This is a genomic window from Marinobacterium sp. YM272 (assembly GCF_050908845.1).
GTDB lineage: Bacteria > Pseudomonadota > Gammaproteobacteria > Pseudomonadales > Balneatricaceae > Marinobacterium_D.
In genome coordinates, this window is the sequence record NZ_CP194171.1 from 2,204,328 (window position 1) to 2,227,799 (window position 23,472).

At 57.8% G+C, this 23,472-nt stretch carries 22 protein-coding genes; 5 read left to right on the top strand and 17 right to left on the bottom strand.

Annotated features, from left to right (window positions below; all coding sequences use genetic code 11):
- Window positions 1-19: 19 nt before the first annotated feature.
- From hemN to ccoN, 10 genes are all read right to left on the bottom strand, one after another.
- Window positions 20-1,411 carry an oxygen-independent coproporphyrinogen III oxidase gene (gene hemN / locus ACQUQP_RS09855; protein ID WP_432698625.1) on the bottom strand — a complete coding sequence of 464 codons (1,392 nt, stop codon included), beginning with the start codon at window positions 1,409-1,411 and terminating at the stop codon, window positions 20-22.
- 75 nt (window positions 1,412-1,486) lie between these two features.
- Window positions 1,487-2,155 carry a sulfite exporter TauE/SafE family protein gene (locus ACQUQP_RS09860; protein ID WP_432698626.1) on the bottom strand — a complete coding sequence of 223 codons (669 nt, stop codon included), beginning with the start codon at window positions 2,153-2,155 and terminating at the stop codon, window positions 1,487-1,489.
- A complete protein-coding gene (ccoS, locus tag ACQUQP_RS09865) occupies window positions 2,145-2,366 on the bottom strand; it encodes a cbb3-type cytochrome oxidase assembly protein CcoS (protein WP_432698627.1) in 222 nt (73 codons plus the stop codon). The genes ACQUQP_RS09860 and ccoS overlap by 11 nt, the downstream gene beginning before the upstream one ends.
- A 13-nt stretch (window positions 2,367-2,379) precedes the next feature.
- Window positions 2,380-4,833, bottom strand: a complete 2,454-nt coding sequence (locus ACQUQP_RS09870) for a heavy metal translocating P-type ATPase (protein ID WP_432698628.1) — start codon at window positions 4,831-4,833, stop codon at window positions 2,380-2,382.
- Between the two features lie 15 nt (window positions 4,834-4,848).
- The gene (locus ACQUQP_RS09875; RefSeq protein ID WP_432698629.1) at window positions 4,849-5,355 is read right to left on the bottom strand and encodes a FixH family protein; all 507 of its coding nucleotides are present in this window, start codon (window positions 5,353-5,355) and stop codon (window positions 4,849-4,851) included.
- A gap of 77 nt (window positions 5,356-5,432) precedes the next feature.
- On the bottom strand, window positions 5,433-6,857 hold the full coding sequence (gene ccoG / locus ACQUQP_RS09880; protein ID WP_432698630.1) for a cytochrome c oxidase accessory protein CcoG: 1,425 nt from the start codon (window positions 6,855-6,857) through the stop codon (window positions 5,433-5,435).
- Window positions 6,858-7,113: 256 nt separating this feature from the next.
- Window positions 7,114-8,007, bottom strand: coding sequence for a cytochrome-c oxidase, cbb3-type subunit III (gene ccoP / locus ACQUQP_RS09885; protein WP_432698631.1), 894 nt, complete (start codon window positions 8,005-8,007; stop codon window positions 7,114-7,116).
- Entirely contained in the window at window positions 8,004-8,204 is a 201-nt protein-coding gene (locus ACQUQP_RS09890) for a cbb3-type cytochrome oxidase subunit 3 (RefSeq protein ID WP_432698632.1), read from the bottom strand. The genes ccoP and ACQUQP_RS09890 overlap by 4 nt, the downstream gene beginning before the upstream one ends.
- Window positions 8,205-8,210: 6 nt before the next feature.
- Window positions 8,211-8,831 carry a cytochrome-c oxidase, cbb3-type subunit II gene (gene ccoO / locus ACQUQP_RS09895; protein ID WP_432698633.1) on the bottom strand — a complete coding sequence of 207 codons (621 nt, stop codon included), beginning with the start codon at window positions 8,829-8,831 and terminating at the stop codon, window positions 8,211-8,213.
- A gap of 22 nt (window positions 8,832-8,853) precedes the next feature.
- Window positions 8,854-10,284: a cytochrome-c oxidase, cbb3-type subunit I gene (gene ccoN, locus ACQUQP_RS09900; RefSeq protein ID WP_432698634.1), complete on the bottom strand. Its 1,431-nt coding sequence runs from the start codon at window positions 10,282-10,284 to the stop codon at window positions 8,854-8,856.
- 430 nt (window positions 10,285-10,714) lie between these two features.
- On the opposite strand from ccoN, the gene rlmM reads away from it, so the two are divergent.
- Window positions 10,715-11,788, top strand: a complete 1,074-nt coding sequence (gene rlmM / locus ACQUQP_RS09905) for a 23S rRNA (cytidine(2498)-2'-O)-methyltransferase RlmM (protein ID WP_432698635.1) — start codon at window positions 10,715-10,717, stop codon at window positions 11,786-11,788.
- Between the two features lie 8 nt (window positions 11,789-11,796).
- Here the strand turns inward: rlmM and ACQUQP_RS09910 are convergent, their stop codons facing one another.
- Window positions 11,797-12,078, bottom strand: coding sequence for an antibiotic biosynthesis monooxygenase family protein (locus ACQUQP_RS09910; RefSeq protein ID WP_432698636.1), 282 nt, complete (start codon window positions 12,076-12,078; stop codon window positions 11,797-11,799).
- A gap of 126 nt (window positions 12,079-12,204) precedes the next feature.
- On the opposite strand from ACQUQP_RS09910, the gene tusA reads away from it, so the two are divergent.
- The 3 genes from tusA to trxC all read left to right on the top strand — a co-directional run bounded on the left by tusA (window position 12,205) and on the right by trxC (window position 13,593).
- Window positions 12,205-12,447, top strand: coding sequence for a sulfurtransferase TusA (gene tusA / locus ACQUQP_RS09915; RefSeq protein ID WP_432698637.1), 243 nt, complete (start codon window positions 12,205-12,207; stop codon window positions 12,445-12,447).
- A 2-nt stretch (window positions 12,448-12,449) separates the two neighbouring features.
- On the top strand, window positions 12,450-13,055 hold the full coding sequence (locus ACQUQP_RS09920) for a ProQ/FINO family protein (RefSeq protein WP_432698638.1): 606 nt from the start codon (window positions 12,450-12,452) through the stop codon (window positions 13,053-13,055).
- 103 nt (window positions 13,056-13,158) lie between these two features.
- A complete protein-coding gene (trxC, locus tag ACQUQP_RS09925; RefSeq protein WP_432698639.1) occupies window positions 13,159-13,593 on the top strand; it encodes a thioredoxin TrxC in 435 nt (144 codons plus the stop codon).
- A 2-nt stretch (window positions 13,594-13,595) separates the two neighbouring features.
- On the opposite strand, the gene ACQUQP_RS09930 is transcribed toward trxC, so the two are convergent.
- The 5 genes from ACQUQP_RS09930 to ACQUQP_RS09950 all read right to left on the bottom strand — a co-directional run bounded on the left by ACQUQP_RS09930 (window position 13,596) and on the right by ACQUQP_RS09950 (window position 20,590).
- Window positions 13,596-15,542, bottom strand: coding sequence for a bifunctional diguanylate cyclase/phosphodiesterase (locus tag ACQUQP_RS09930; RefSeq protein ID WP_432698640.1), 1,947 nt, complete (start codon window positions 15,540-15,542; stop codon window positions 13,596-13,598).
- A 15-nt stretch (window positions 15,543-15,557) separates the two neighbouring features.
- Window positions 15,558-16,268: a transglutaminase-like cysteine peptidase gene (locus ACQUQP_RS09935; RefSeq protein ID WP_432698641.1), complete on the bottom strand. Its 711-nt coding sequence runs from the start codon at window positions 16,266-16,268 to the stop codon at window positions 15,558-15,560.
- A gap of 63 nt (window positions 16,269-16,331) precedes the next feature.
- Window positions 16,332-17,399: a DUF3080 family protein gene (locus tag ACQUQP_RS09940; protein WP_432698642.1), complete on the bottom strand. Its 1,068-nt coding sequence runs from the start codon at window positions 17,397-17,399 to the stop codon at window positions 16,332-16,334.
- The gene (locus ACQUQP_RS09945) at window positions 17,341-18,747 is read right to left on the bottom strand and encodes an MATE family efflux transporter (protein WP_432698643.1); all 1,407 of its coding nucleotides are present in this window, start codon (window positions 18,745-18,747) and stop codon (window positions 17,341-17,343) included. Before ACQUQP_RS09945 ends, ACQUQP_RS09940 begins: the two co-directional genes overlap by 59 nt.
- 91 nt (window positions 18,748-18,838) lie before the next feature.
- Window positions 18,839-20,590, bottom strand: a complete 1,752-nt coding sequence (locus tag ACQUQP_RS09950) for a PHA/PHB synthase family protein (protein ID WP_432698644.1) — start codon at window positions 20,588-20,590, stop codon at window positions 18,839-18,841.
- Window positions 20,591-20,904: 314 nt separating this feature from the next.
- Between ACQUQP_RS09950 and ACQUQP_RS09955 the strand changes: the two genes are divergently transcribed.
- Entirely contained in the window at window positions 20,905-21,177 is a 273-nt protein-coding gene (locus tag ACQUQP_RS09955) for a glutaredoxin family protein (RefSeq protein WP_432698645.1), read from the top strand.
- 285 nt (window positions 21,178-21,462) lie between these two features.
- On the opposite strand, the gene ACQUQP_RS09960 is transcribed toward ACQUQP_RS09955, so the two are convergent.
- Entirely contained in the window at window positions 21,463-23,400 is a 1,938-nt protein-coding gene (locus tag ACQUQP_RS09960) for a transglycosylase SLT domain-containing protein (protein WP_432698646.1), read from the bottom strand.
- Between the last annotated feature and the right edge of the window lie 72 nt (window positions 23,401-23,472).

Consider the following 23,472-nt stretch of genomic DNA (forward strand, 5'->3'; position numbering starts at 1 on the left):
CGCGCCTTGAAGTAACCACTTAAATGATCCTGGAATAGCGGCGTGTGGCTGTTTCAGGCGGGATGTAGGCGTCAAACGCCATACAGATGCGACGAATCAGCAGCCGGCCGGCATCGGTCACGCGGATTTGATGGCTGTCGAGTGATACCAGACCGTCGTCGGCAAACTGCGCCAGGCTGTCCAGCTCTTTATGAAAATAGTGGCGGAAATCGATAGCGAATTCTGCCTCGATGCGCTGCATATCAAGCTCGAAATGGCAGATCAACCGGGTGATCACGGCGCGACGGATATGGTCGTCCGCGCTGAGCTTGACGCCCCGGCGCACGGCGTGGCCCCGGTCTGCCACGGCCTGACCATAGGCGCTGATCTCGTGCTCGTTCTGGTAGTACACATCGCCGATCTGACTGATGGCGGATACGCCCATGGCGACCAGGTCACAGTCGGAATGAGTGGTGTAGCCCTGAAAGTTGCGGTGCAGTTGGCCGTTGGCCTGTGCCAGCGCGAGCTCATCGTCCGGCTTGGCGAAATGGTCCATGCCAATATAAACATACCCGGCCGCCAGCAATCGCTCGATGGTACTTTGCAGAATATGCAGCTTGGTTTCGGGGCTCGGCAGATCTTCGGCTTTAATATGGCGCTGGGGGCGGAAACGATCCGGCAGATGCGCATAGTTGAATACCGACAGCCGGTCCGGTGACATCTCGATGACCGCATCGAGGGTGGCATTGAAACCATCCAGCGTCTGGTGGGGAAGGCCGTAGATCAGGTCCATGTTGATCGACTTGAATCCCAGTGCTCGGGAGGTGTCGAGCACCCGCTGTGTCTGTTCGGTGGGCTGGATGCGGTTGACCGCTGCCTGCACTTTTGGATCCAGATCCTGTACGCCCAGGCTGATGCGGTTGAAACCGATCTCGCGCAGCACTTCGAGGCTGGTGTCCTGCGCTTCGCGCGGGTCGACCTCGATCGAGTAGTCACCCTGGTCGTCATCACGCAGATTGAAGTTGTGGCGCAACGCAGCCATCAGGTCGCGCATCTGCTGATCCGAGATAAACGTCGGTGTGCCGCCGCCCCAGTGCAGCTGGTTTACCTGACGCTCGCCGCTGTACCAGCTGGCAAGCTGTTCCATCTCTTTGTAGACGGTGTCGAGATAGGGCTGGGCCTTGTCACGACGTCGGGTGATCACCTTGTTGCAGGCGCAGTAATAACAGACATGCTCGCAGAAAGGGATGTGCACGTAGAGGGACAGCGGACTGTTCGTATCGGTACTGGTGCGTGCGCACTCTATCAGATCATCGGCGGATAGCTCGGGATCGAACTGAAGCGCTGTCGGGTAGGAGGTATACCGGGGCCCGGACAGGTCGTAGCGGCGAATGAGATCGAGATCCCACTGGATGCGGTTATTGGTGCTCACTTCTGGTCAATCCTCGTTAAACCTTGTCGCGGGGCGCAAGTATAACAGTCCGATCTGTGTATCGCTTGACCGACGTCAATGGCCGGTCAGAGCGGAAATGGGAAGTGTGTAAACGCCGAAGAGTATAATCAGCACCCCTGCGCCTCTGCGCACGCCCTGGCGTTGCATCAGCGATCGGACCTGCTGGGCCAGCAGGCCGGTGGTCAGCATTGCCGGCAGCGTGCCGAGACCGAAACCGATCATCAGCAGGGCGCTGTCATACCAGTGCCCCGCCGCTGACGACCAGATCAGTGTCGAATACACCAGGCCGCAGGGCAGCCAGCCCCAGAGAGTCCCCAGAAGCAGGGCGCGCGGCAGGGTGTCAGCCGGGAGCAGTTTGGCGGCGAGAGGACGAAGATAGCGCCAAAGCAGGCCGCCGGCGCGCTCCAGCCGTGTCAGTAGCTGCCACCACTGTGCCACGTACAGTCCCATCAGTATCAGCAACACAGCGGCCAGCGTGCGCAGAATAATACCCGTACTGCCACCGCTGATCTGGTAGCCGAGCAGACCGATCAGCGCCCCGGCAACCGCGTAGCTGGTGATGCGGCCGATGTTGTAGGCGATGATCAGGGGGATGCCGCGGCGTGAATCTCCCTGGCTCAGGCTGACACTGGCCGCGATGCCGCCGCACATACCGACGCAGTGGGTTGCGCCAAGCAGGCCGATCATCAGTGCGATGGAAAACTGTAGAGGTTCAGGCGCCATTTTTATCTTTGACGCTGCCTGTGTCGCCCTGGTTTTTCTCTTCACGCTTTACATCACCGGGAATCAACTCCTCGTCATCGTCGTAGAGGATGCTGTGGGCCGGTGATTCCAGGTCGTCAAACTGACCTGTATTGACACTCCAGAAAAATGCCCAGATCGCGATTGACGCAAGAATGATCGCTATGGGTATCAGCAGATAGATGATGCTCATATAGGGCTCCGGATTAGCGTTTTGGCTTTCTGGGGGCGCGGCTGAGTCTCAGCGCATTGCCAACCACCACCAGTGAGCTGGCCGACATGCCGATTGCGGCCATATAAGGAGGAATATAACCGGTGGCGGCCAGCGGCAGGGCCAGCAGGTTGTAACAGGCCGCCCAGGCCAGATTTTCACGAATGATGGCGCGGGTTTTTCTGGCCAGGCGCACGGCGTCGCCCAGTCTCAGCAGGTCGTTGGCGATCAGTACCGCGTCGGCGTTGGTTTTGGCCAGATCTGTAGCGCCAGCCATGGCAACGGAGGCGCGGGCGCCGGCCAGTGCCGGGATATCGTTGATGCCATCACCGACCATGATCACCTCGGCGCCCTGGGCGTTCAACTGGTTCAGAAACGCCAGTTTGTCCTCCGGTTTGACGCCCTTTTCAAGACGGCCAATACCGAGTCTCTGGGCCACTGCGTCGGCGGCGCTGGAGCTGTCACCGGTCAGCATGACGCTCTCGAGTCCAAGCTGTTTCAACTCATCGACGATCTGCCGAGCCTCGGGACGAATCTGGTCATCGAGCAGGAACCAGCCCAATGGCCCGGTTTCATCGCAAAGCAGCAGCCACAGACCCTGTTGGTCAGGCTGGGACGGCGCGGGAACGCCCGTTATCTGTGCTGCAAACTCGGGTTTACCTATACGGTAGCGGTTACCGGCAATCTGTCCTTCAAGCCCCTGGCCGAGGTGGTTTTTGACCTCGTCCGCCTGTTCGGCGGCGAAAGGGGCAAAAGCGCGGGCGATGGGGTGTTCTGATGCAGATTCGAGTGCGGCAGCGAGCTGGCGCAGCTCTTTTTCCCCCGCGCTCCCGAGAGGGTGAACGGCCTGGATCTGCAGATTTCCCTCGGTCAGGGTGCCGGTCTTATCGAAGACTACGTGGGTCGCCGTTGCAAAGCTTTCCAGCACGTGTCCCCGGCTGATCAGAAGCCCGCTGGCGCGCAGTGTGCCCGTGGCCGTTGTCAGCGCAGTGGGGGTTGCCAGGGAAAGAGCGCAGGGGCAGGTCACCACAAGCACAGACAGCGTGATCCAGAAGGCATCTTCCGGACGGATAAACCACCAGCTGGTCGCTACCGCAATGGCTGCAAGGAGTGTGGCGGTAACGAAATAGCGCGCTACCTTGTCGGCGATCCGCGCGACCGCCGGTTTTTCCGCCTGAGCCCGGTCGAGCATGCGCACGATGGTTGAAAGGCGCGATTCGCTGCCGGTCTCGGTGACCCGTACTTCGACGGCGTGCTCCACATTCTGGGTGCCGCCCACCACGGCATCGTCAATGCCGCGGGCCAGGGGGATATACTCGCCGGTCAGTGCGGATTCATCCACCGACGTGGAACCGCGCACGATAATGCCATCGCAGGGAATGGTGTGCCCTGGTTTTACCAGTACCCGGTCATCACGCTTAAGCTGGGTGGCCGGGACCAGTTCTTCCTTGCCATCACTAAGTTTCAGCGCGCTGGTTGGTAACAGGTTAAGCAGTGCGTTACCAGCGCGCCCGGTGCGGTGGCGCGCCTGCATCTCCATGAAGCGGCCAACCAGCAGAAAGAAGGTGAACATGGTCACGGAGTCGTAGTAGACGTCGCCGGTTCCCGTGGCGGTCGCCCAGACGCTGGCGATATAAGCGCAAAGAATAGCGATGGATACCGGCACGTCCATGCTGAGCTGGCGTGTGCGCAGGTCTCTTAAGGCGGCCTTATAGAAGGGTTGGGCGGAGTAGAGCGCAACCGGCGTGGCAAGAATAAATGCGGCCCAGCGGATAAAGTCGACAAAACGCCCCTCCATGGAGGAACTGATATCGCCGGCGTACAGTGCGGCGGTCAGCATCATCACCTGCATGGTGAATACGCCGGCTACGCCGAGGCGGCGGATAGCGCGCTTGCGTTCCTGTTCGAGCAGGGCCTCTTCACGGTTGGGCTGATAGGGGTGGGCTTGATAGCCGATACGGTCAACCTCACCCATCAGTGTGCTGAGGGCTGTCTTTTCAGGATCCCAGCACAGCCGTGCCCGGTGTGTGGTCAGGTTGACGCTGATACTGCTAACGCCGGGCTGTTTCGCCAGGTGGTGTTCCAGCAACCAGGTACAGGCAGCGCAGGTAATACCTTCAATCACCAACAGCGCTTCTCGCTCACCCCTGTCGTTGCTGTGGACGAAGCTTTCCTGTACCTCGGCGCTGTCGAAGAGGCGCAGCTCCTGCTGGCGCTGTTCCGCGTTGCTGTTGCGCACCTGTTCATTGGTGGCGTTCTGTTTGTCCCGGTGCCGATAAAAGGTGTCGAGACCCCCTGCCACTATGGTCTCTGCCACGGCCAGACAGCCAGGACAGCACATCGCTCTCTCTGCGCCGTCAATGCGAAGGGTGAAGTCACTGCCCGGCGGCACCGGAAGGCCGCAGTGATAGCAGTGGGTCAGTGAGCCGGTCTCGACACGGGAGTTCATGCAGCTCGGATTCCGTTACTTCGCGGCGCCCAGGTCGAAGGTCTTGTGATCGTAGGGCGGGGTGGTTTCCGTGCGTATCTGCCAGCTTTTATCAAACGGCTCAATAATCACGTAGCGTTTGCCTTCGATCTTGCCCTGAAGGTTGGAGCTGTATAACCCCCGGTTGTCGACTGAGCGCAACTGCAGTGCCTGATCATATTTCTGGTGGGTAGGGTGCACCAGATTGAGCTGAAGCTGCGGTGGCAGCTGTTCCCGGCTGGCCAGTTGCAGCTGAACGTCACCGGTGAGGCTGTCCAGAGTCAGTCTGCCCTGGATACCCATTTTCAGGGCTTGCTCTTCCCGGGAGGGGTCCGCGCTGATGCCTCGGGCCACCTTGTAGAAGTCATCCTTCACGACGCCATCGTTGGTGACGATCGACAGGTAAAGGAACAGAAATCCGTAGATAACGGTTGCGATCAGTGGTGCAAGTACGAACCAGAGCCAGGTCTGTTTGTACCAGGGGGCGTGGGTTTCTTCGCGCATGAACTACCTCAAAACAGTGCGGCCGGGAGTGATCCCGGCCGGTATTCTAAACTAATTGCCGATCAACTTGGATAGCTTTATCTCGACGGCGAAGGGCCGATAAAACGGTTGTCTTCTGTCATCGTGATCGCAGGGTTATCCGTCGCTTCGACAGTAAACTTGATATCGTAATTGGGGCGCTCGATATCCGCGGGATCCATCTGTACGCGCACCGGATAGTCCAGCAGCTCACCAGCGGCAATGTCGACAACATCCTCTGTATGCAACTCAAGACCTTCTACGCCGGATACGCTGATGCGGTACTGATGATCCGCCTGTTCCTTGTTAGCGATTTTGAGCGTGTAGACGTTCTCGATCTTTCCGGACGGAGTGGTTGTATAGAGCTGTCCCCGGTCGCGAATGATATCGATCTCCAGTGGTACCCGGCTGTACAGGGTGTAACCGAAGGCGATGAACATCGCGACCAGCGCGGCAAAGTAACCGATCAACCGGGGGCGGAAAATGTGGGTTTTCTTGCCTTCGAGCTGGTGCTCCGTGGTGTAGCGCACCAGGCCGCGGGGGTAGTTCATCCGGTCCATGATGTCGTCGCAGGCGTCGACGCAGGCGCCGCAGGCGACGCATTCATACTGCAGTCCGTCACGGATATCGATGCCGACCGGGCAAACGTGGACGCAGTTGCCGCAGTCTATGCAGTCACCGAGCCCCTGTTCCTTGTAGTCGACGCCTTTTCTGCGGCTGCCGCGTTTTTCGCCGCGCTTTTCATCGTAGGAAATGATCAGCGTGTCCTGGTCGAACATGACACTCTGGAAGCGGGCGTAAGGGCACATGTAGATACAGACCTGTTCGCGCAGCCAGCCGGCGTTGCCATAGGTGGCGACGGTGAAGAAGGCCAGCCACCAGGTTTCCCAGGGGCCCAGATCCCAGACAAAGATGCTGGGTACAAGTTCGCGGATAGGGGAGAAGTAGCCGACGAAGGCGATGGCGCTTGCGGCCGCGATGAATAGCCAGAGACCGTGCTTGGCGGCTTTACGGAACGCCTTCTCTTTGCTCATCTTGGTCTTATCAAGCTTCATCCGCTTATTGCGATCACCTTCGGTAATGCGCTCGGCCCAGATAAACAGCCAGGTCCAGACGAACTGGGGGCAGGCATAACCGCACCAGAGGCGACCGGCAAAGACGGTCACAAAGAACAGGGTAAAGGCGAGAATAATCAGCAGCCAGGAAAGCAGCATGAAATCCTGAGGCCAGAAAGTCAGTCCAAATACGTGAAACTGGCGGTTGGGCAGGTCGAACAGCACCGCCTGTCGGCCATCCCACTGAAGCCAGGAAAAGCCGTAGAACATGATAAGCATTATGGCGCCGGATATGACGCGGAAGTTCTTGAAAAAGCCCTTGTAGTATTTGACGTAGATATGTTCGCGCTTGGCGTAAAGATCATACGAATCTTTTCCGTCGCCGGCGCCTTTTTTGGGCGTGAGATCTTTTACCGGAATCTGGTTCATGCCGAATCACCACACAGAGAGAAGGCGACCCTTGGTGAGGTCTTGTATTAGGTTTCGCGAATACTACAGTGCATGCGCTGCGCAGTGCCAGTCCCGCTGAGGGAAGGTCTGCTTGTTGTTGGAATTCTCAGTGCAGTCTGCTATCCGCTCGAGAAACTTTTGGTCTCCCGTTGCAACTGTACCGTGAATAATAGAGAAACAACAAAAAAGGCGATATGACCTGAATCATATCGCCTTTGTTTAAGTTGCCTGCTTCTTACTTGTTAGACAGGCTGTACACGTATGCCGCGATCAGATGGATCTTGTCATCGGAGAGAAGATCCTTGTGTGCCGGCATAACGCCTGCACGGCCGTTGCGGATAGTGTGAGCAACCTGTTCGAAGCTGCCGCCGTAAAGCCAGATGTCGTCGGTCAGGTTCGGAGCCCCCAGTGCCTGCATGCCGGTGCCTTCAGGCGTATGGCAGGCCGCGCAGAGTGCTTGGAACTGGCTCTCGCCGCGTGCAGCCGCCGCGGCGTCGACTTCCTGGCCGCTCAGAGAGAGCACGTAGGAGGTTACGTCGCGCACACCGTCCTCACCCAGCACCTGGCCCCAGGCCGGCATGCCGCCGTTACGACCATTGGCGATGGTGGTGATCAGGGTGTCCGGCTGGCCGCCATACAGCCAGTCGTTGTCGGTCAGGTTCGGGAAGCCGTATGCGCCGGTACCTGCAGAGCCGTGACAGACTGAGCAGTTGTTGGCGAACATGCGCTGACCCATTTTCAGACCGGTCTCATTTTCCGGTGCCTGCAGTTCTTCAATGGACAGAGCTGCATACTTGGCGAAAACCGGCTGGTAGACCTCTTCCGCGTGCTGCATCTCTTCTTCCCACTGACCATGGGAGCTCCAGCCCAGCAGGCCCTGGAAGCTGCCCAGGCCCGGGTAGAGAGCCAGGTAGCCCAGGCCAAAGATGACGGTGCCCATGAACATCATGAACCACCATCTCGGCAGCGGGTTGTCGAACTCGGCGATGCCATCAAACTCATGGCCGAGGGTTTCTTCGGTCTGATCCTTGAACTTTTCGCTTTTCCGGGTTGCCAACAGCAACCAGGTGCAGCCCAAAATCACGGCCAGGGTAATCACTGTTACCCATGCGCTCCAGAAAGCACTCATTTGTCGTTTCTCCCGTTATTGGCGTCCTTGGCCTGCTGTTCCGCTGCGCGCTCATGCTCCTCTTCATCAGCGAAAGGAGCTTGGGCGGCATCGTCGAATCGTTTGCTGTTCTTGGGGTTTGCCACCCAAATGAACAGGGCGACAAACGTGATCAGCATGATTACCGGCAGATAAGGGCCATAAACTTCGTAACTCACAGATAGTTACCGCTTGTTGGTGTATTCGCTGTGCAGCTTTCCGAGAGACTGCAGGTAGGCTACGAGAGCATCGATCTCATACTTGCCTGCAACTTCTTCCTGTGCACCGTCGATCTGTTCGTCGGTGTAAGGCACACCAAGTTTGCGCATGGTCTGCATCTTCGCTGCAGTATCCGATCCGGTCAGTTTGTTTTCAAACAGCCACGGATAAGACGGCATCTTGGATTCAGGTACCACGTCGCGCGGGTTGTAAAGGTGTGCACGCTGCCAGTCGTCAGAGTAACGACCGCCTACACGGGCGAGGTCCGGACCGGTCCGCTTGGAGCCCCACAGGAACGGGTGTTCCCATACGTCTTCGTTAGCGGTTGAGTAGTGGCCGTAACGCTCGGTTTCAGCACGGAAGGGGCGGATCATCTGGGTATGGCAGACGTGGCAGCCTTCCTTGATGTAGATGTCGCGACCTTCCAGTTCAAGGGCGCTGTAAGTGCGCAGGCCCTCGATTGGCTTGGTGGTAGAGCTTTGGAAGAACAGGGGGACGATCTCTGCCAGACCACCGCCGCTGATGACGATGATGATCAGCAGGACCATCAGGCCAATGTTCTTTTCAATCGTATCGTGTTTGATCATTGCTATCTGCTCCTAGTCTCGATCAAGCAGTCTGTGCTGAAGGCTCAGCTGCTTTAACAGAGCTACCGGCACGAACGGTCTGCCACACGTTGAATGCCATCAGCAGCATACCGGTGAGGAAGAACATGCCGCCGATCCAGCGAACCAGATAACCCGGGTGGCTGGCTTCCAGTGCTTCCACAAAGCTGTAGGTCAGCGTGCCGTCTTCGTTAACGGCGCGCCACATCAGACCCTGCAGGATGCCGTTGACCCACATCGCGCAGATGTAGAGAACGGTACCGATGGTGGCCAGCCAGAAGTGGGCGTTAACCAGGCCAACAGAGTACATCTGAGCCTTGCCGAACAGTTTCGGAATCATGTGGTAGACAGCACCGATGGAGATCATCGCAACCCAACCCAGAGCACCGGCGTGTACGTGACCGACGGTCCAGTCGGTGTTGTGAGACAGGGCGTTGACGGTCTTGATTGACATCATCGGGCCTTCGAAGGTGGACATACCGTAGAAGGACAGAGATACAACCAGGAAGCGCAGAACCGGGTCGGTGCGCAGTTTGTGCCACGCGCCGGACAGGGTCATCATGCCGTTGATCATGCCGCCCCAGGACGGAGCCAGCAGAATCAGGGACATAACCATAGCTACTGACTGGGTCCAGTCAGGCAGTGCAGAGTAGTGCAGGTGGTGGCCGCCGGCCCACATGTAGGTGGCGATCAGCGCCCAGAAGTGGACGATGGAGAGGCGGTAAGAGTAGATCGGGCGCTCAGCCTGCTTCGGTACGAAGTAGTACATCATGCCGAGGAAGCCTGCAGTCAGGAAGAAGCCGACCGCGTTGTGACCGTACCACCACTGAACCATGGCATCGACCGCACCCGGGTACATGGAGTAGGACTTGGTCAGGGTGACCGGCATTGCCATGCTGTTGACGATATGCAGGACGGCGACAGTCAGGATAAATGCCATGTAGAACCAGTTACCCACGTAGATGTGGGAGGTTTTACGCATTTTTACTGTGCCGAGGAACACTATGGCGTAGGAGACCCAGACCAGAGCGATCAGGATATCGATCGGCCATTCCAGCTCGGCGTACTCCTTGGCGGAGGTGAAGCCTAGCGGCAGGCTGATGGCTGCAAGCAGAATTACCAGCTGCCAACCCCAGAAAGTGAACGCGGCCAAACCGTCAGAGAAAAGACGGGTCTGACAGGTGCGCTGCACGACGTAATAAGACGTCGAGAAAAGTGCACAACCACCAAACGCGAAGATTACCGCGTTGGTGTGTAACGGACGGATACGTCCGTAGCTCAACCAGGGAAGGTCGAAGTTCAGTGCCGGCCATACCAGCTGGGCTGCGATAAGGACGCCAACGCCCATACCGACAATACCCCATACCACCGTCATGATGGCGAACTGGCGCACGACTTTGTAATTGTAAGTCGGTTGTTCAGTTGCAGTGCTCATGTCAGGCTCTCATCAACAAGCTAGAAAAGTAAGAAGAGTTCCGCGGGCAATTATCTGGTAATACCCCCACCTTTTCAACGCGATGTGGTGTTTTAGTGTGGCTCTTTGTCGCACCGGAAAATGAAAAGTTCGCGGTGGGGATTTAAACGGCTGTATTCCTGTCTGGATGCTCTAATTGTTTGAATGGTAAAGAGTAATTTTTTTGACGGATGAGCGGTCCCGGCGAGCTTGATGATAATTTCGGGGCTGGATCCGGGGTTGAAGTTATTTTTGCGCTGTCGCAAAACTTCCATTGGTTGATATGGATCAACGGGGCTTTTGGGGTGTTTTCTACGCCTTAAGTCGTAGACTGTTGTTTTTCACCGGTTGAGGATGCCGGTTGAGCTGTCTATAGTGCGCCGTCCATTAGCAGCGAGGCAGGAGTGTGCCGATGCAAACCGCGGATACGTTGATACTTCTTTGTCGCTCAGGCTTTGAGGGCGAGTGTGCAGCTGAAATATCGGAACTGGCGGCCGCCGCGGGCTATTACGGCTATCCGACACTGGAACGTGGCAGTGGCTATGTCAGTTTTCATCTGCAGTCGCCGGCTGATGCCAAGCAGTTGGTATCGGAGATCAGGTTCAGAGAGCTGATTTTTACCCGGCAGTGGTTCGCCTGCATGCCCGGTTTGCAGGATCTCTCCCCCAAAGACCGAATCACGCCCCTGACTGAGCAGATTGCCGAACTGCCGATGTGTGCAGAGATTGTGGTTGAAACCCCGGATACGACCGAGGGGCGGGAGCTGCAGGGATTTGGACGCAAGCTGGCTTCGGCTCTAGCGCCGAAGTTGCGTCAGCAGGGGTTGCTGATGCCGCGCAAAAGCCGCGCCGAATGGCGCTTGCACCTATTTATTCTTAACGGCCGGGATATGTTTGTCGGTGTGGCGCCGGTGCGCAACAGTTCGCCCTGGCCTGGCGGTATCCTGCGCCTGAAATTTCCGGCATCGGCCCCGAGTCGCTCCACGTTAAAGCTCGAAGAGGCCTGGCACTGGTTTGTTCCCCGGCATAGGTGGGATGCTGAACTCGCTGCAGGTATGACCGGTGTAGACCTGGGTGCGGCCCCCGGCGGCTGGACATGGCAGATGGTAAAGCGCGGCATGTTTGTCACTGCCATCGACAACGGCCCGATGAATGAGGACCTGATGGAAACGGGGCAGGTCGAACACCTGATGGAGGATGCGTTTACCTATCAGCCCGGCAAGCCTGTCGACTGGATGGTCTGTGATGTGGTTGAAAAGCCTGCGCGCACCACGGCGATGGTGATCGACTGGGCGCTGAACGGCTGGAGCCGTAATATGGTATTCAACCTCAAACTGCCGATGAAACAACGTTATGCCGAGGTCAGAAACTGCCTTGAGCGCATCCGCACCGCCCTCGAAGAGTCAGGGGTTGATGCGCGCCTGCAGGCGAAGCACCTCTACCATGACCGGGAGGAGATCACCTGCTGGCTGCGTGTTGTTGACTGAGTGGCTGCTCAGTGTTCATAAATGGTGATTTTCTCCTCGTGTTCCATTAGGGGTTCGAGGGTTTCCAGCATTTCCCGCCGCTCTGCGCTGCCGTACCAGCGTTGCCAGTCACTCACGTTACGGTAGGTGGCCATAACCAGGCGGTGGTTGGGGTCATCGATATCGTGCAGCACCTCGCCGGAGATAAAGCCATGTGAGTGCATGGCTTTCTGCAGAAGCTCGCGGGAGAGTTGGTCGTAATGGCTGCCAAGGTCTTCAGCAATCTGTCTTTCGATCAGTACTCTAATCATTGCCGTTTAACTCCCTGCTTTTATCATTAGTTTAAGCATAATTCAGTGGCTTGAGCCTGCAACTCAGGTTTCTCCCGTCCGATGAATTTGCGACAATAGCCGACTTTGTTTATTGCGGATTGGATAATGGCAGAAATTGAAGCCAATCAGGTTCTGGATGCTTGCGGGTTGTTCTGCCCCGAGCCGGTGATGATGTTGCACAATCATGTGCGAGAACTGGCGGTAGGGCAGGTACTCTGTATCCGGGCAACGGACCCGTCGACGCAGCGGGATATTCCCAAGTTCTGTCAGTTCCTGGGGCATGAACTGCTCGACCAGATGGTCGAGGATGAAGTATTTGTCTATTTCATCCGCAAAGGGGAAGCCTGAGCGTGGGAGAGTTGGAGCGGCTGCGCCAGGAAACCGAGACGCTACTGAGTGAATGTGAGCGTCGTCTTAAGGCGCTGGAGTCGGCAGACGCCAGTGATCAGAGTGAAAAACATGAGAGTGTGTCAGTGAATCAGACCGAAAAGTCACCGGAAACCACTAACCGCAACCGCGCCAAGAACAGGGCGGCGAACCAGGCAGCGCTGCAGATGCTGTTTGATACCTACCCGGAGGTGTTCAGTCGCGAAAATGTTCGGCCCTTGAAAATCGGGATTCAGGAAGATCTGATTGCTGATGAAAAGCTCGCCCGTAACCGCATCAAGCGCGCCCTGGCCAGCTACGTGCGCAATCCGCATTATCTGCGCAGTCTCAAGGCCGGTGCCGACCGTATCGGGCTGGATGGCGCCGCGGCGGGAACCGTCACCGAAGACGAAGCGGCTCACGCCCAGGAAAAGCTCAATCAGATGCGTGATCAGCGTCGCGAGAAGCAGAAAGAAGAGCGTGAAAAGCAGAAAGAAGAGCGCGTGAAGCAGAAGAAACAGGCTGCTGAAGTGAAAGAGCAGCGCATGAACAAGAAGCTGGACATGCTGTTGCAGTTGAACAAGCGCTGATCCAGCAGCGCTTGATCTTTACCCGCCAAGCCCCCACTAATCAGCTTGGAGCCGTCGGCGGTTCAGCGCCGATGCGCCAACAACTTTTTAGATGGGGGATCTGATGTCCACAAACCTTACCCTGAGTTGCCCCTCCTGCCTGGCCACTAACCGTGTGCCGCAGGCGCGCCTGGCGTCGCGTCCGAAATGCGGCAAGTGCGGTGAATATCTGTTTCAAGGCAAGCCGGTCGCCCTGGATGCCGCGGGATTTGATCGTCTGATTGCCAATACGGATCTGCCGGTGGTCGTGGATTTCTGGGCCGAGTGGTGTGGACCCTGCAAAATGATGGCGCCGGTTTTTGCGCGTGTCGCGGCGGAACTGGAGCCCCAGGCCCGCTTCGTCAAGGTGGATACCGAGTCTGCCCAGGCGCTGGCGCAACGTTACGCCATACGCAGTATACCCACGCTTATTCTGTTCAACGGCGGACGGGAGGTTGGCCGTCAGTCGGGTGCGCTGGACCAGTCCTCACTGGAGCGCTGGGTCAGGCAGTCGCTCTGAATTCAGTCCAGTGCCCGGGGACGACCATGCAGGTATCCCTGGGTGCCGTCGATGCCAAGGACTCTTAGCTGTTCAAGCTGGGAGTCCCGCTCCACGTGTTCGGCATAGACGCTCACCTGAATGTTGTGCGCAACGCCGATAAGGCTGCGTACGAAGAAGCGGTCTTCATCATTGCGGTCGATATCCCGGATCAGTGAGCCATCGATTTTCACGTAGTCTGGCTGCAACCGGTACAGGTAGCTGAACCCCTGAGGATGTACGCCGAAGTTGTCCACGCCCAGCTTCACCCTGAATGTGTGAAGCTGCTCTTTCAGCGCCAGTACGCTTTCGGTGTTGTTGAGAATCACCGTTTCATTGATCTCAAAGTTGATCTTCTCGGGTTGCGAGAGCCCGGCCAGCTGCTCGCCCAGCCAGCGGGCGAAGCCAGAGGCCAATAAGCTATCCCTGCCCAGGTTGATCGCCACGGCGATAGCGTCGGGTTGCCGCCTGATGTGCGCCAGTGCTCTGAGGATGACTGCCCGGTCCATGGCGTCCAGTAGGCCAAGATCGCGGGCCACGCCGATAAAGCGGCCCGCGGGACAGGGGGCGTTCTCCTCGTCGAGTATCCGGGCCAGCAGCTCACCGTGTACAGGCGCGCCTTGCGCGTCGATCAGACGCTGATACTGTAAGAATACCTGGCAGTTGCTGATTGCCGAGGCAACATGCTGGTGCCAGCTGTGAGAGCGGTTTTCCATGGTGGCGCTGCTGGCGTATTCCTGGATCGCAACCTGCCTTTGCTCGGCCTCTTTCGTTGCCAGCCGCGCCTCTGAGATCAGTTGCGACGAGTCTCCCGGGTCTGCGGTATGGCTGACTCCCAAGAGCATTGCCTGTGCAGGCACGGGGTTGTCGTCATAAAGTGCCATAAGCTGGCTATCGACACGCTCCAGCAATTTCTCCAGCCGAGGCTTCAGATGCTGAAGCGGCTGCTGTTCGGTCAGCAGCACAAACTCTGCGCCACTGAGCCGCCCAACCAGTGCACGACCGCCATGATCAGCGACTTCCCTGAGGCTTTCCGCGATCAACTTGAGCAGATGGTTGGTGTTCTCCTCCCCGGTCTGGTGATTGATTTCGGATAGGGCGCGCAGCCTGACCAGAACCAGAGTCGCCGGGCCGAAGTCACGATCGTAATCGATCCGCTCCTGCAGCTGAGCGGTGGCGGCGCGTTGATTCAAAAGTCCCGTTAAGGGGTCGCGGTAAGCGATCGATCTGAGTTCTTCGATGGTGCGGGTCTGTTCATCGAACATCTGCCTTACCTGACGAACCATGGTGTTCATCGCCAGGACAACGCTGCGCAGCTCACGGGTTTTCGGTAGCTGAGGCTGCTCAATATAGGTTTTCTGCGCCAGTGCCTGGGCCTGGCGCTCGACCGTTTTCAGCGGCTTTAGCAGGTAACGCAGCAGCAGGTTGATAATCAGCGCCGCCAGGATTGCCAATACAACGAACAGGATCAGCGCGCGTTGGGCGGCTTCCCAGAAGCGCTCGTAGGCATAGCCGGCGCTGCTCTGCACATGAATAACGCCAACGTGACGCCACTGGTGGGTGATGCTGCGCTGCATGGAGGGGGGCTCGATATCGATGAGGCTGACAAACCAGTTAGGTACCTCGTCCGAAATTCTCGGCGGCGTCTCCTTGATGAAGAGAGGTTCACCCTCAGGATCGAGTACCGAGATGCGCTGGTAGAAGCCGCTGTCGAAAATTGCATTCACCGCCGTTTCGATCGCGGCGCTGTCGCGGGAAGCCATGTAGGGGGCGATATAAAGTCCGAGGTGCGTTGCGCTATCCTGTGCGTGGGATTCCAGTTGGCGCAGCAGCATCGACTTGCCGCTTTCAGACATCACATACAGCGTACCCGATGCCAGTCCTATCAGTACGGCCATGACAGCGGCGATGAGTTGATTGACCAGAGACATGTCCTTTGCGGCCTCTTACTCTAGGTTAACGTTGTTGGTGTCTACCCGGGACTGGAGTTTGACCCAGGGTTCGAGTCGGTCGGAGGTCCCCACCAGTTGAGCCCGGCGCCCGCGTTTGCTGAGCCAAAGATTGTCGCCGTTAAAAGTATACACATGTAGCAGGTCTGGACGCTGGTCGGCGGTTTTGATCTCGCCGATCAGGTTGTCCAGCACCAGCGGGACGGCGTCGGGAGTGGGGTAATAGGTCAGTACCATATGCGCCTGGTTGAGCGCTAATGCTTTAACGTAGGCTAGGCTCATCTTGTCGACCGGTACACCGAGCTCTTTCAGGGTGTAGTACTTGGCGATGGAGAAGTCTTCGCAGTCACCACCGTTGCTGATCAGAAACTCGACCGGGGTGGCCCAGTAATCCTCCTGTTTCCAGTGAACACTATCATCAAGAAACCGGACCCGGTTAAAGAATGCGTTTACCTGTTGCAGTTTTTCCTGCTCGGTCGCGTGCGCAAGCTCGGTTATCAGGGTCTGCCAGGCGGTAAGACGTTTGCCGGCCTGATCACCATAAAGCTGGCTCAGGTGCTCGATGTCGCTGCTGGACAGGCGGACGCCATCGCTTGCCTGGCTCAGCAGGGTCAGCAGCAGGGCGATCAGGCCGCAAGCGCCGAGCAGCAGTGAGGAGCGCCCAGCCGCGAAGCCGTTTTGTCTGATTTTCGCGGTATGAATCTGCACTCTGATCGTCCCTTGCCAGCCGCGCACATCTTCGGTGAAAACCAGTCTTGTCTCAAGCGCGGTTTACTGGCCGGGCATCATTCCGCACTGACGCAGCAGACGTTGCCAGTTCTGGGTATGGCGGTCGCGCGCCAGCAGGTAGTGGCTCCAGAGGCTGTCAGGATTGTGTTCGGATAACGTGACTGAAAAGTAGTGCCTGGCAGCGTCCGTTGCCGGCAGTTGATCAATGATGCGCAGCTGAGCCTCGCGCCAGAGGCGCCCGGTACGTTCCACCCGGGACAGGTAGGGCTGGAATTCGCCGGCGTAAAAGGTTTGGAAAACGTTGCGGATAATGCGTGCCTGGTTATTGGGTCTTTGCTTGAAGCAGACTGGCCGCCTTGCCAGGCGTTGGTCAATTGCATCGGCGGTGCTCTCCAGTGCGTGGGTCAGCAGCACGAGACTGGTCATCCACTGTGCACCAAACCGGGTGCGGTAGAGCTGCTCGAAATCAGACTCGAGCTCGGCAGCAAACAGGGGCGTCTCCCAGTCGTCCGTATTGCTCAGCGTGGCCAGCTCGGCAAAGTGCTCCAGCGCCTGTTTCGCAGGGGTGATGTCTGTCTCGCTGTTCAGGGGCAGCGGCGGTTCGCCGAGCGAAAACTGCTGCTCCATCTCCTCGCTGGTATACAGCGCGTTCCAGAGCAGGCTGGGAAAGGTGCGCTGCTTGAGCGCGATTATCACCTCCAGACGTTCGGCAAGGGGTTCGAGATCCTCGTCGTTGATGCGGGTGAGGGTGATTCGGCAGTTCCTGAGTGCTGGCAACATCTCCAGCTCGTAGATCAGTCTCTGCGAGCCGGGGGCGAGGCGGCCAAGGGAGGTGTTGCGCTCGGCGATCGCGTGCAGCAGGTCGCAGTGGCGGAAATCGAGTACATCGATCAGGCCCTCGCGGATCTCGGGAATCTCGATCAGTCGCTGACGCTTGGGTGGAAAGGGAATACGTGCAGCCAGTGCCTGGTCGAAATGGGTTACAACCTCCTGTTCGATAGCGTTGCCGACACGGCTGGTATAGGTCTCAAGCATCTGCCGGGCAGCGTTTTCACGGCAGCCGCTGGCCAGCAGTAGCAACAGCAGTGCGGCAAGAAGTTTCGTTAACATGGCTGATCCTGTATAGCCGACGTGACAGGAGTACGGCGCCTGTGGTCAAACCGATCAACAATCCCCACCAGTAACCGGCCACGCCAAGATCGGCGCCGCGTGCCAGCAGGTGGCCGGTTGGCAGTCCGATGGCCCAGTAGGCAAGCAGCACAACGCCCAGGGTGACCGAGGTGTCCTTGTAGCCGCGCAGCATGCCACCGGTGCAAACCTGGACCGCATCTGCTAACTGGAACAGGGCTGCAATCTGAATCAGTGTCACCGTCAGGCTGATCAGGGTTGCAGAATCAGTATAGAGTCCTGCGAGCATGGACCCGCCAAACAGCAGTACTGAAGAGTTAAGCAGGGCGATCATCAGTGTCAGGCCGAAACCCACAAGAACGCTGAAGCGGGCAGCTTTGTAGTCATCACGACCGGCCTGTTGCCCTATGCGAATCGTCAGAGCAAGGGCAAGGCTTAACGGGATCATGAAGATCAGGCCGGTGATACTGAAGGTGATCTGATGGGCGCCGATCACCTCGGCACCGTCATTGGCTACCAGCAGGGAAATGACCGAGAACATGCTTGCCTCGATCAGCAGGGCGAAGCCTATGGGCACGCCAAGGCGGAGAAACTGCATTAGAGCGCGGATCTTGGGCGGTTGCCATTGCCAGTGGCTGCGCACCGACCGAAAACGTCGCGAGCGCAGCAGAAAGCAGGTGGCCAGAATGAGGTTGAGCCAGAGGATAATGCTGGTGGCATATCCGCAGCCGACGCCACCGAGGGCGGGCATTCCCAATTTGCCAAAGATGAAAATGTAATTCAGTGGAATGTTTACCAGCACACCGGCGATTGCTATGAGCATCACTGCTCGCGTGGAGCCGAAGCCTTCCATGAAACTGCGCAGAGCCTGAAATAGCATCAGCGCAGGAAAGCCCCAGCTGATCGCCTGGAGGTAATTGGCGGCTTTGTTGGCAAGCTCGGGGGGCAGGTCGAACAGTGCGAGTACCGGGTGGGTGTTGTTTAACACAAATACAGAGATAGCAGCGAGCAAAAGGGCGATGCTCAGCGACTCGATCAGGTGGGTGCGGGTGGATGTTTCGCAGCCGGATCCCACCCGTTGAGCGACCAGTGGCGTGGTCGCCATCAAAATACCGATCAGTGTCAGCATCAGCGGTAACCAGAGACTGGTGCCCAGCGCGATAGCGGCCAGCTCAGTGGCTCCGGCACGTGCCGTCATCAGGGTATCAACAAAGCCCATCGCCTCCTGGGCGAGCTGAGTGATCATGATGGGCCAGGCCAGGGCGAAAAGGATCCGCACTTCGGCCGCAGCGCGGGAGAGGCGAGGTGTGTGTGCCAAAACCTGATTCATCGGTTTGCTAAATACGGCTTAAGAGCATCGCATGATAGCAAACGGGGCGCCATTGGCGCCCCGTTTAAAAGGAAGTGACGGATCGCTTCGGTTAATCGATGCGGCGGCGCACGTAGGAGCCCGGCGCTGCTTCGATCGGTTTGTAGGTCGCGTTGCCATACTCTTTCGGCGCGTCGATCTTTTTACCGGCGCGACGGCGAACCCACTCCGCCCAGTTCGGCCACCAGGAACCTTCCTGGCGCTCGGCGGTTTCCAGCCAGTGATCAGGACCCTTGCCCTGTTCGCCCTTGATCCAGTAGTTGCGACGGTTCTTGGATGCGGGGTTGATAACGCCCGCCACGTGGCCGCTGGCGCCAAGCACGAACTCGATATCGGTACCGAAGGTCTCCGTTGCCTTAAACGTGCCTTTCCACGGTGCGATATGATCTTCCAGGGTGGACAGGAAATAGCAGGGGATTTTGATCTTGCCCAGGTCTATCGGTTCGCCACACACTTCCAGGCCATTCGGCTCGGACAGCTTGTTCTCCAGGTACATCTTGTTGATGTAGAAGGTGTACATGTTGGCCGGCAGGTTGGTGGAGTCGCTGTTCCAGTAGAGGATATCGAACGGCGGTGGTGTCTGGCCCTTGAGGTAGTTGTTGACCACGTAGGACCAGATCAGGTCGTTTGAGCGCAGCATGTTGAAGGAGGTGGCCAGCTCGCGGCCGTTCAGCACGCCCTGAGAGTTAACCTTGCTTTCCAGCTGTTTGACCTGGTATTCGTCGATGAATACGCAAAGATCGCCCGGATCTTTAAAGTCGGTGAGCGTGGTCAGGAAAGTCGCGGAACCAACGCTGGTGTCCTTGCGGTTTGCCAGTAGTCCCAGGGCGGTGGCCAGCAGCGTGCCACCAACACACCAGGCGACGGCGTTAAGCTTTTCTGAACCGCTGATCTCCTTGGTGACCTCAATCGCACGCAGTACGCCATCACGGACATAATCGTCCCAGCTCAGATCGCGCTGGTCGGCCGTGGGGTTGACCCAGGAGACCAGGAAAACATTCTGGCCCTGCTCGACGCAGTAACGTACGTAAGAGTTGTGCGGCTGGAGGTCGAGGATAAAGAACTTGTTGATGCTCGGCGGAACAATCAACGTTGGGCGCTCATAGACCTGCTCGCCTTCCGGCTTGTACTGGATCAGCTGGAACATCTCGTTCTGGTAAACTACCGAGCCTTCAGTGGTTGCCAGGTTTTTGCCAAGTTCAAAGGCGGTTTCGTCGGTCATCGAGATGCGACCTTTCTCGATATCCGCCAGCAGATTGCGCAGGCCGTCAACGAGGCTCTGGCCTTTGGTTTCCATCGCCTGCTGCATCACTTCGGGGTTCGTAAACGCGAAGTTGGTCGGTGACAGTGCATCGACATACTGCTTGGTATAGAACTCAAGCTTGGTCTGTTCGGATGGAGCCAGTTTGGCGTTGGAGGCCATATCCACCAGCATGCGAGACGTCAGCAGGTAGGACTGCTTGATGTAATCGTAAATCGGGTTTTTTGACCACTCTTCGCCCTGGAATCGGCGGTCGCCTTTTTCGGGCTGGGCGACAGGCGTGTCGCTGGTGTTTCCGTTCAACAGGTTGCGCCACAGGCTGAACTGCGCCTGCTGGTAGTCGGTGATGGCTTTGATCCAGACGGTAGGGTCTTCCAGTGAGCGGGTTGCCAGCTCGGTCCAGGATTGAGTGAACTGACGGAAGATGTCATCACCGCCCGAGGCGGAAAACATCTCCAGTACTTTGTTGGTCTCGTGTGCAACGTAGTTCATGAATTCCTGTGGATCGATGGAATAGTTTCCGCTCTCTGTTTTTTTATCCATAGGTATGCCGACTCCAATACGGGTATAGATAAGCTGTCTCCGGCACCGCGGGCTGTCCCCCCGAACCGGCGACCGATTTTTGAGCATAGACTCAGCCAACATCGAGAGCAACCACCAAAGGGCGATGGTTGATCCGATAATTGTGCAGTGCACTATGCGTTAGGGTCGCATCTACTTGTTGCAGAAAGTTTTATTCTGGCGGCCTGGGGCAAAAAAATTCGTTGTTTCTCTGTATGAGAAAGCTTCAAGGAGTCGCCCGACGGGTTAAAGCGCGTTACCCTGAGCGCTTTTGCAGGCCCGAAAGAGCGAGTGCGATGCCCGACCTGGAATTAATGACCACCGATGGATGCCACCTTTGCGAACAGGCCGTCAGCGTGTTGCTGGCCGTATTGAAACCCGGTGATGCTGAGGTTGATCTGGTGGATATCGCCTTTGATGATGCGCTGATGGAGCGTTATGCCACGCGGATACCGGTCATCAGAGCCCCTGCCTCAGGGCAGGAGCTCAATTGGCCGTTCGATGAGGTTCAGTTTCGCGCTTTTCTGCAAGGTCTGGCCGACGCTGATGCCCAGGGAAGCTATGATTAAGCCTATAGCGTCTCAGCGTGGCATGAAGTGTCCAGTTACAAGGCGAGTTTTGTAGCCAATCCCAAAATACCGGGGACTTTGGCCGTAGCCCTTGGCAAAAAGCTCAACGCCGTAGATGAGTGCTTCATGCCGCGCCCTTCGGGGCTTGCAGGCTGGTCCACTCTCTGCGTTGGACTTTTTTGCCGTAGCGCCACTACGCCTGCAAAAGGCCGCCTTGATAGTGAACCAGCCTGTAAGCCTGAGATGCCATGAACTTGTTCATAGCTTCCCTTGCTAGAACCCTGTTCAGGGCAGCTGGTTGAATGCCAGCAGTTTTTTCTCGGTATCACTCAGCAGACTCGCCTTGCGTCCCGCGCGACGGTCGTAAATGACGGCGAACGAGAGGACATTCTGCACGTAGTTGCGCGTTTCATCGAAGGGGATGGTTTCTATCCAGATATCGAGCGGCAGATCCCCGCGCGCTTCCAGCCAGCGATTTACCCGGTGCGGGCCGGCATTGTAGGCGGCGGTGGCAAACACGCGGTTACTGTTGAAGCGGCGGTACATTTCGCCGAGATAGGCGCTGCCCAGGTTGATGTTGGTTTCCGGGTCATACAGTGAACCGATTCCGTTCAGGGGCAGGCTGTGTTTCTTGGCGGTCTGTCGGGCCGTCGCAGGCATCAGCTGCATCAGCCCGCGTGCGCCGGCATGTGAGCGTGCCTGCACCCAGAAAGCGCTTTCCTGACGGGCAATGGCGGTCGCCCAGGTTTTGGTGATGCCGTTGCGTTCGGCAGCGGTATCAAACAGGGTGCGGTACGGGTCGGGGAAGCGAATATCCAGATCGTTCCACTGCTCGCTCTGGATGGCGCCGCGGATCCCCTGGGTATGCCAGCCCCAGCGGTTAACCAGGTGTGCGGCCAGGTGCTGCTCGGACAGGGGCAGATTCCGGGTGGCTGCGTTCCATTCAGAGCGGGCATCATACAGCCTGCCAACGGCATACAGTTCGCGAATACGCTGGAAGGCGGGTAGTGCGGCCAGGCGGTGTAACGTGGCCTGATCCAGATCCGCTGCTTCATGATTAAGCGAAAACGGGGCGTCGCTTACCTCTGCCGCCAGAAATCCGTAAAACGTTCTGTCTTGACTGAGCTGTTTCAGTAGCGCGTCAACCGGCTTACCCTGCTGGCGCTGGGCAACGCTGAGCCAGTACTGCCAGCGTTCGTGCAGACGCTGCTCCTGCGGCAGTTTGCTGATCAGTCTCTCAACTTCGGGCCAGTCGAGACGGGTCATGGCCAGGCGTGCTCGCCATTCGGTCAGCTCCTCGACCCTGAAGTCCGGATCGAGACGGGCCAGTGCCGAGTCGGCGTCAGGGCTGAAGCGTTTCGCCTTGTAGATGCCGAGGCGGTTGGTCAGGTCAAACTGTTCTTCAGCGGGAACGTTCAGCCGCTCGCGGTCACGTACCCAGAGGTCGATGGCTGCGTCCAGATCACTGCGGCGCAAACGGTTGACGGCAAGCATCAGCAGGCGCCGGTGTTCCGGGTTGCCGGTGGTTAGAATCGCCGGGCTTTCAAGCAGCTGACGAGGATTTTCGAACAGTGCCTGGGCAAAGGCGATCTGCTGTTGTGTCGCTGCCCCCTGGGCTTTGCGTCCGGCGTACTTTGCCAGCGAGGTGTTACCGGATTCGAGCGCTTCCAGTACTCTGGTGAGCGCGTGCTGATCCTGCAGGCCGCCAGCTTTCATCCAGCTGTCAAATAACGGGTCGCAGGCATTGGGCTGGGAGTGACCTTCAACCCACAACCGGGCAGCCAGCGAGTAAGCGCTTTTACGCTTGCCCTCGGCAAGGTCTGCGCGACCGGCATAGCATTGCTGCTCGGTGCTGGGGTTGTTCAGCGTGCTGTAAAGCTCCCGGAATCCGCTCCAGTCGCCACGCTCGCCCAGGGAGGTGGTCAGCGCCCAGCGCAGCCGGCCTTCGATCGGAATATCCGGATAACGCGCACTGAAATCGAGGGCGTCTTCGGCGCTGAGCTTGTCGAGCCGAGATCTTAGCTGCGAATATAATATGTAGGGTCTCAGAGGATAGTCGCCAAGTTGCTTGAGACCGCTGCTGACCTCTTCATCTTTGCCGTTCTGGGCGGCTTTCAGCGTATCGAGATAGATTTCCTGCTGGGGTGTCAGGGCGGCCTGGGTGGACAATGAGGTTAGAAGCAGAAGAGTGGAGAACACGGGAAGCAGCTTCTGGCGTGTCATATACGGACCTTCCTCTGGCGGTAAGTCGGTTGCTGTTAAGGCCAGTCTAACGTGACTTGCAGCAAATTTTCG

Excerpts from the sequence above, each read along its gene's own strand:
- ACQUQP_RS09860 (WP_432698626.1), bottom strand. The coding sequence starts at position 2,155 with ATGGCGCCTGAACCTCTACAGTTTTCCATCGCACTGATGATCGGCCTG.
- ccoS (WP_432698627.1), bottom strand. The coding sequence starts at position 2,366 with ATGAGCATCATCTATCTGCTGATACCCATAGCGATCATTCTTGCGTCA.
- ACQUQP_RS09870 (WP_432698628.1), bottom strand. The coding sequence starts at position 4,833 with ATGAACTCCCGTGTCGAGACCGGCTCACTGACCCACTGCTATCACTGC.
- ACQUQP_RS09875 (WP_432698629.1), bottom strand. The coding sequence starts at position 5,355 with ATGCGCGAAGAAACCCACGCCCCCTGGTACAAACAGACCTGGCTCTGG.
- ccoG (WP_432698630.1), bottom strand. The coding sequence starts at position 6,857 with ATGAACCAGATTCCGGTAAAAGATCTCACGCCCAAAAAAGGCGCCGGC.
- ccoP (WP_432698631.1), bottom strand. The coding sequence starts at position 8,007 with ATGAGTGCTTTCTGGAGCGCATGGGTAACAGTGATTACCCTGGCCGTG.
- ccoO (WP_432698633.1), bottom strand. The coding sequence starts at position 8,831 with ATGATCAAACACGATACGATTGAAAAGAACATTGGCCTGATGGTCCTG.
- ccoN (WP_432698634.1), bottom strand. The coding sequence starts at position 10,284 with ATGAGCACTGCAACTGAACAACCGACTTACAATTACAAAGTCGTGCGC.
- rlmM (WP_432698635.1), top strand. The coding sequence starts at position 10,715 with ATGCAAACCGCGGATACGTTGATACTTCTTTGTCGCTCAGGCTTTGAG.
- ACQUQP_RS09910 (WP_432698636.1), bottom strand. The coding sequence starts at position 12,078 with ATGATTAGAGTACTGATCGAAAGACAGATTGCTGAAGACCTTGGCAGC.
- tusA (WP_432698637.1), top strand. The coding sequence starts at position 12,205 with ATGGCAGAAATTGAAGCCAATCAGGTTCTGGATGCTTGCGGGTTGTTC.
- trxC (WP_432698639.1), top strand. The coding sequence starts at position 13,159 with ATGTCCACAAACCTTACCCTGAGTTGCCCCTCCTGCCTGGCCACTAAC.
- ACQUQP_RS09930 (WP_432698640.1), bottom strand. The coding sequence starts at position 15,542 with ATGTCTCTGGTCAATCAACTCATCGCCGCTGTCATGGCCGTACTGATA.
- ACQUQP_RS09940 (WP_432698642.1), bottom strand. The coding sequence starts at position 17,399 with ATGTTAACGAAACTTCTTGCCGCACTGCTGTTGCTACTGCTGGCCAGC.
- ACQUQP_RS09945 (WP_432698643.1), bottom strand. The coding sequence starts at position 18,747 with ATGAATCAGGTTTTGGCACACACACCTCGCCTCTCCCGCGCTGCGGCC.
- ACQUQP_RS09950 (WP_432698644.1), bottom strand. The coding sequence starts at position 20,590 with ATGGATAAAAAAACAGAGAGCGGAAACTATTCCATCGATCCACAGGAA.
- ACQUQP_RS09955 (WP_432698645.1), top strand. The coding sequence starts at position 20,905 with ATGCCCGACCTGGAATTAATGACCACCGATGGATGCCACCTTTGCGAA.
- ACQUQP_RS09960 (WP_432698646.1), bottom strand. The coding sequence starts at position 23,400 with ATGACACGCCAGAAGCTGCTTCCCGTGTTCTCCACTCTTCTGCTTCTA.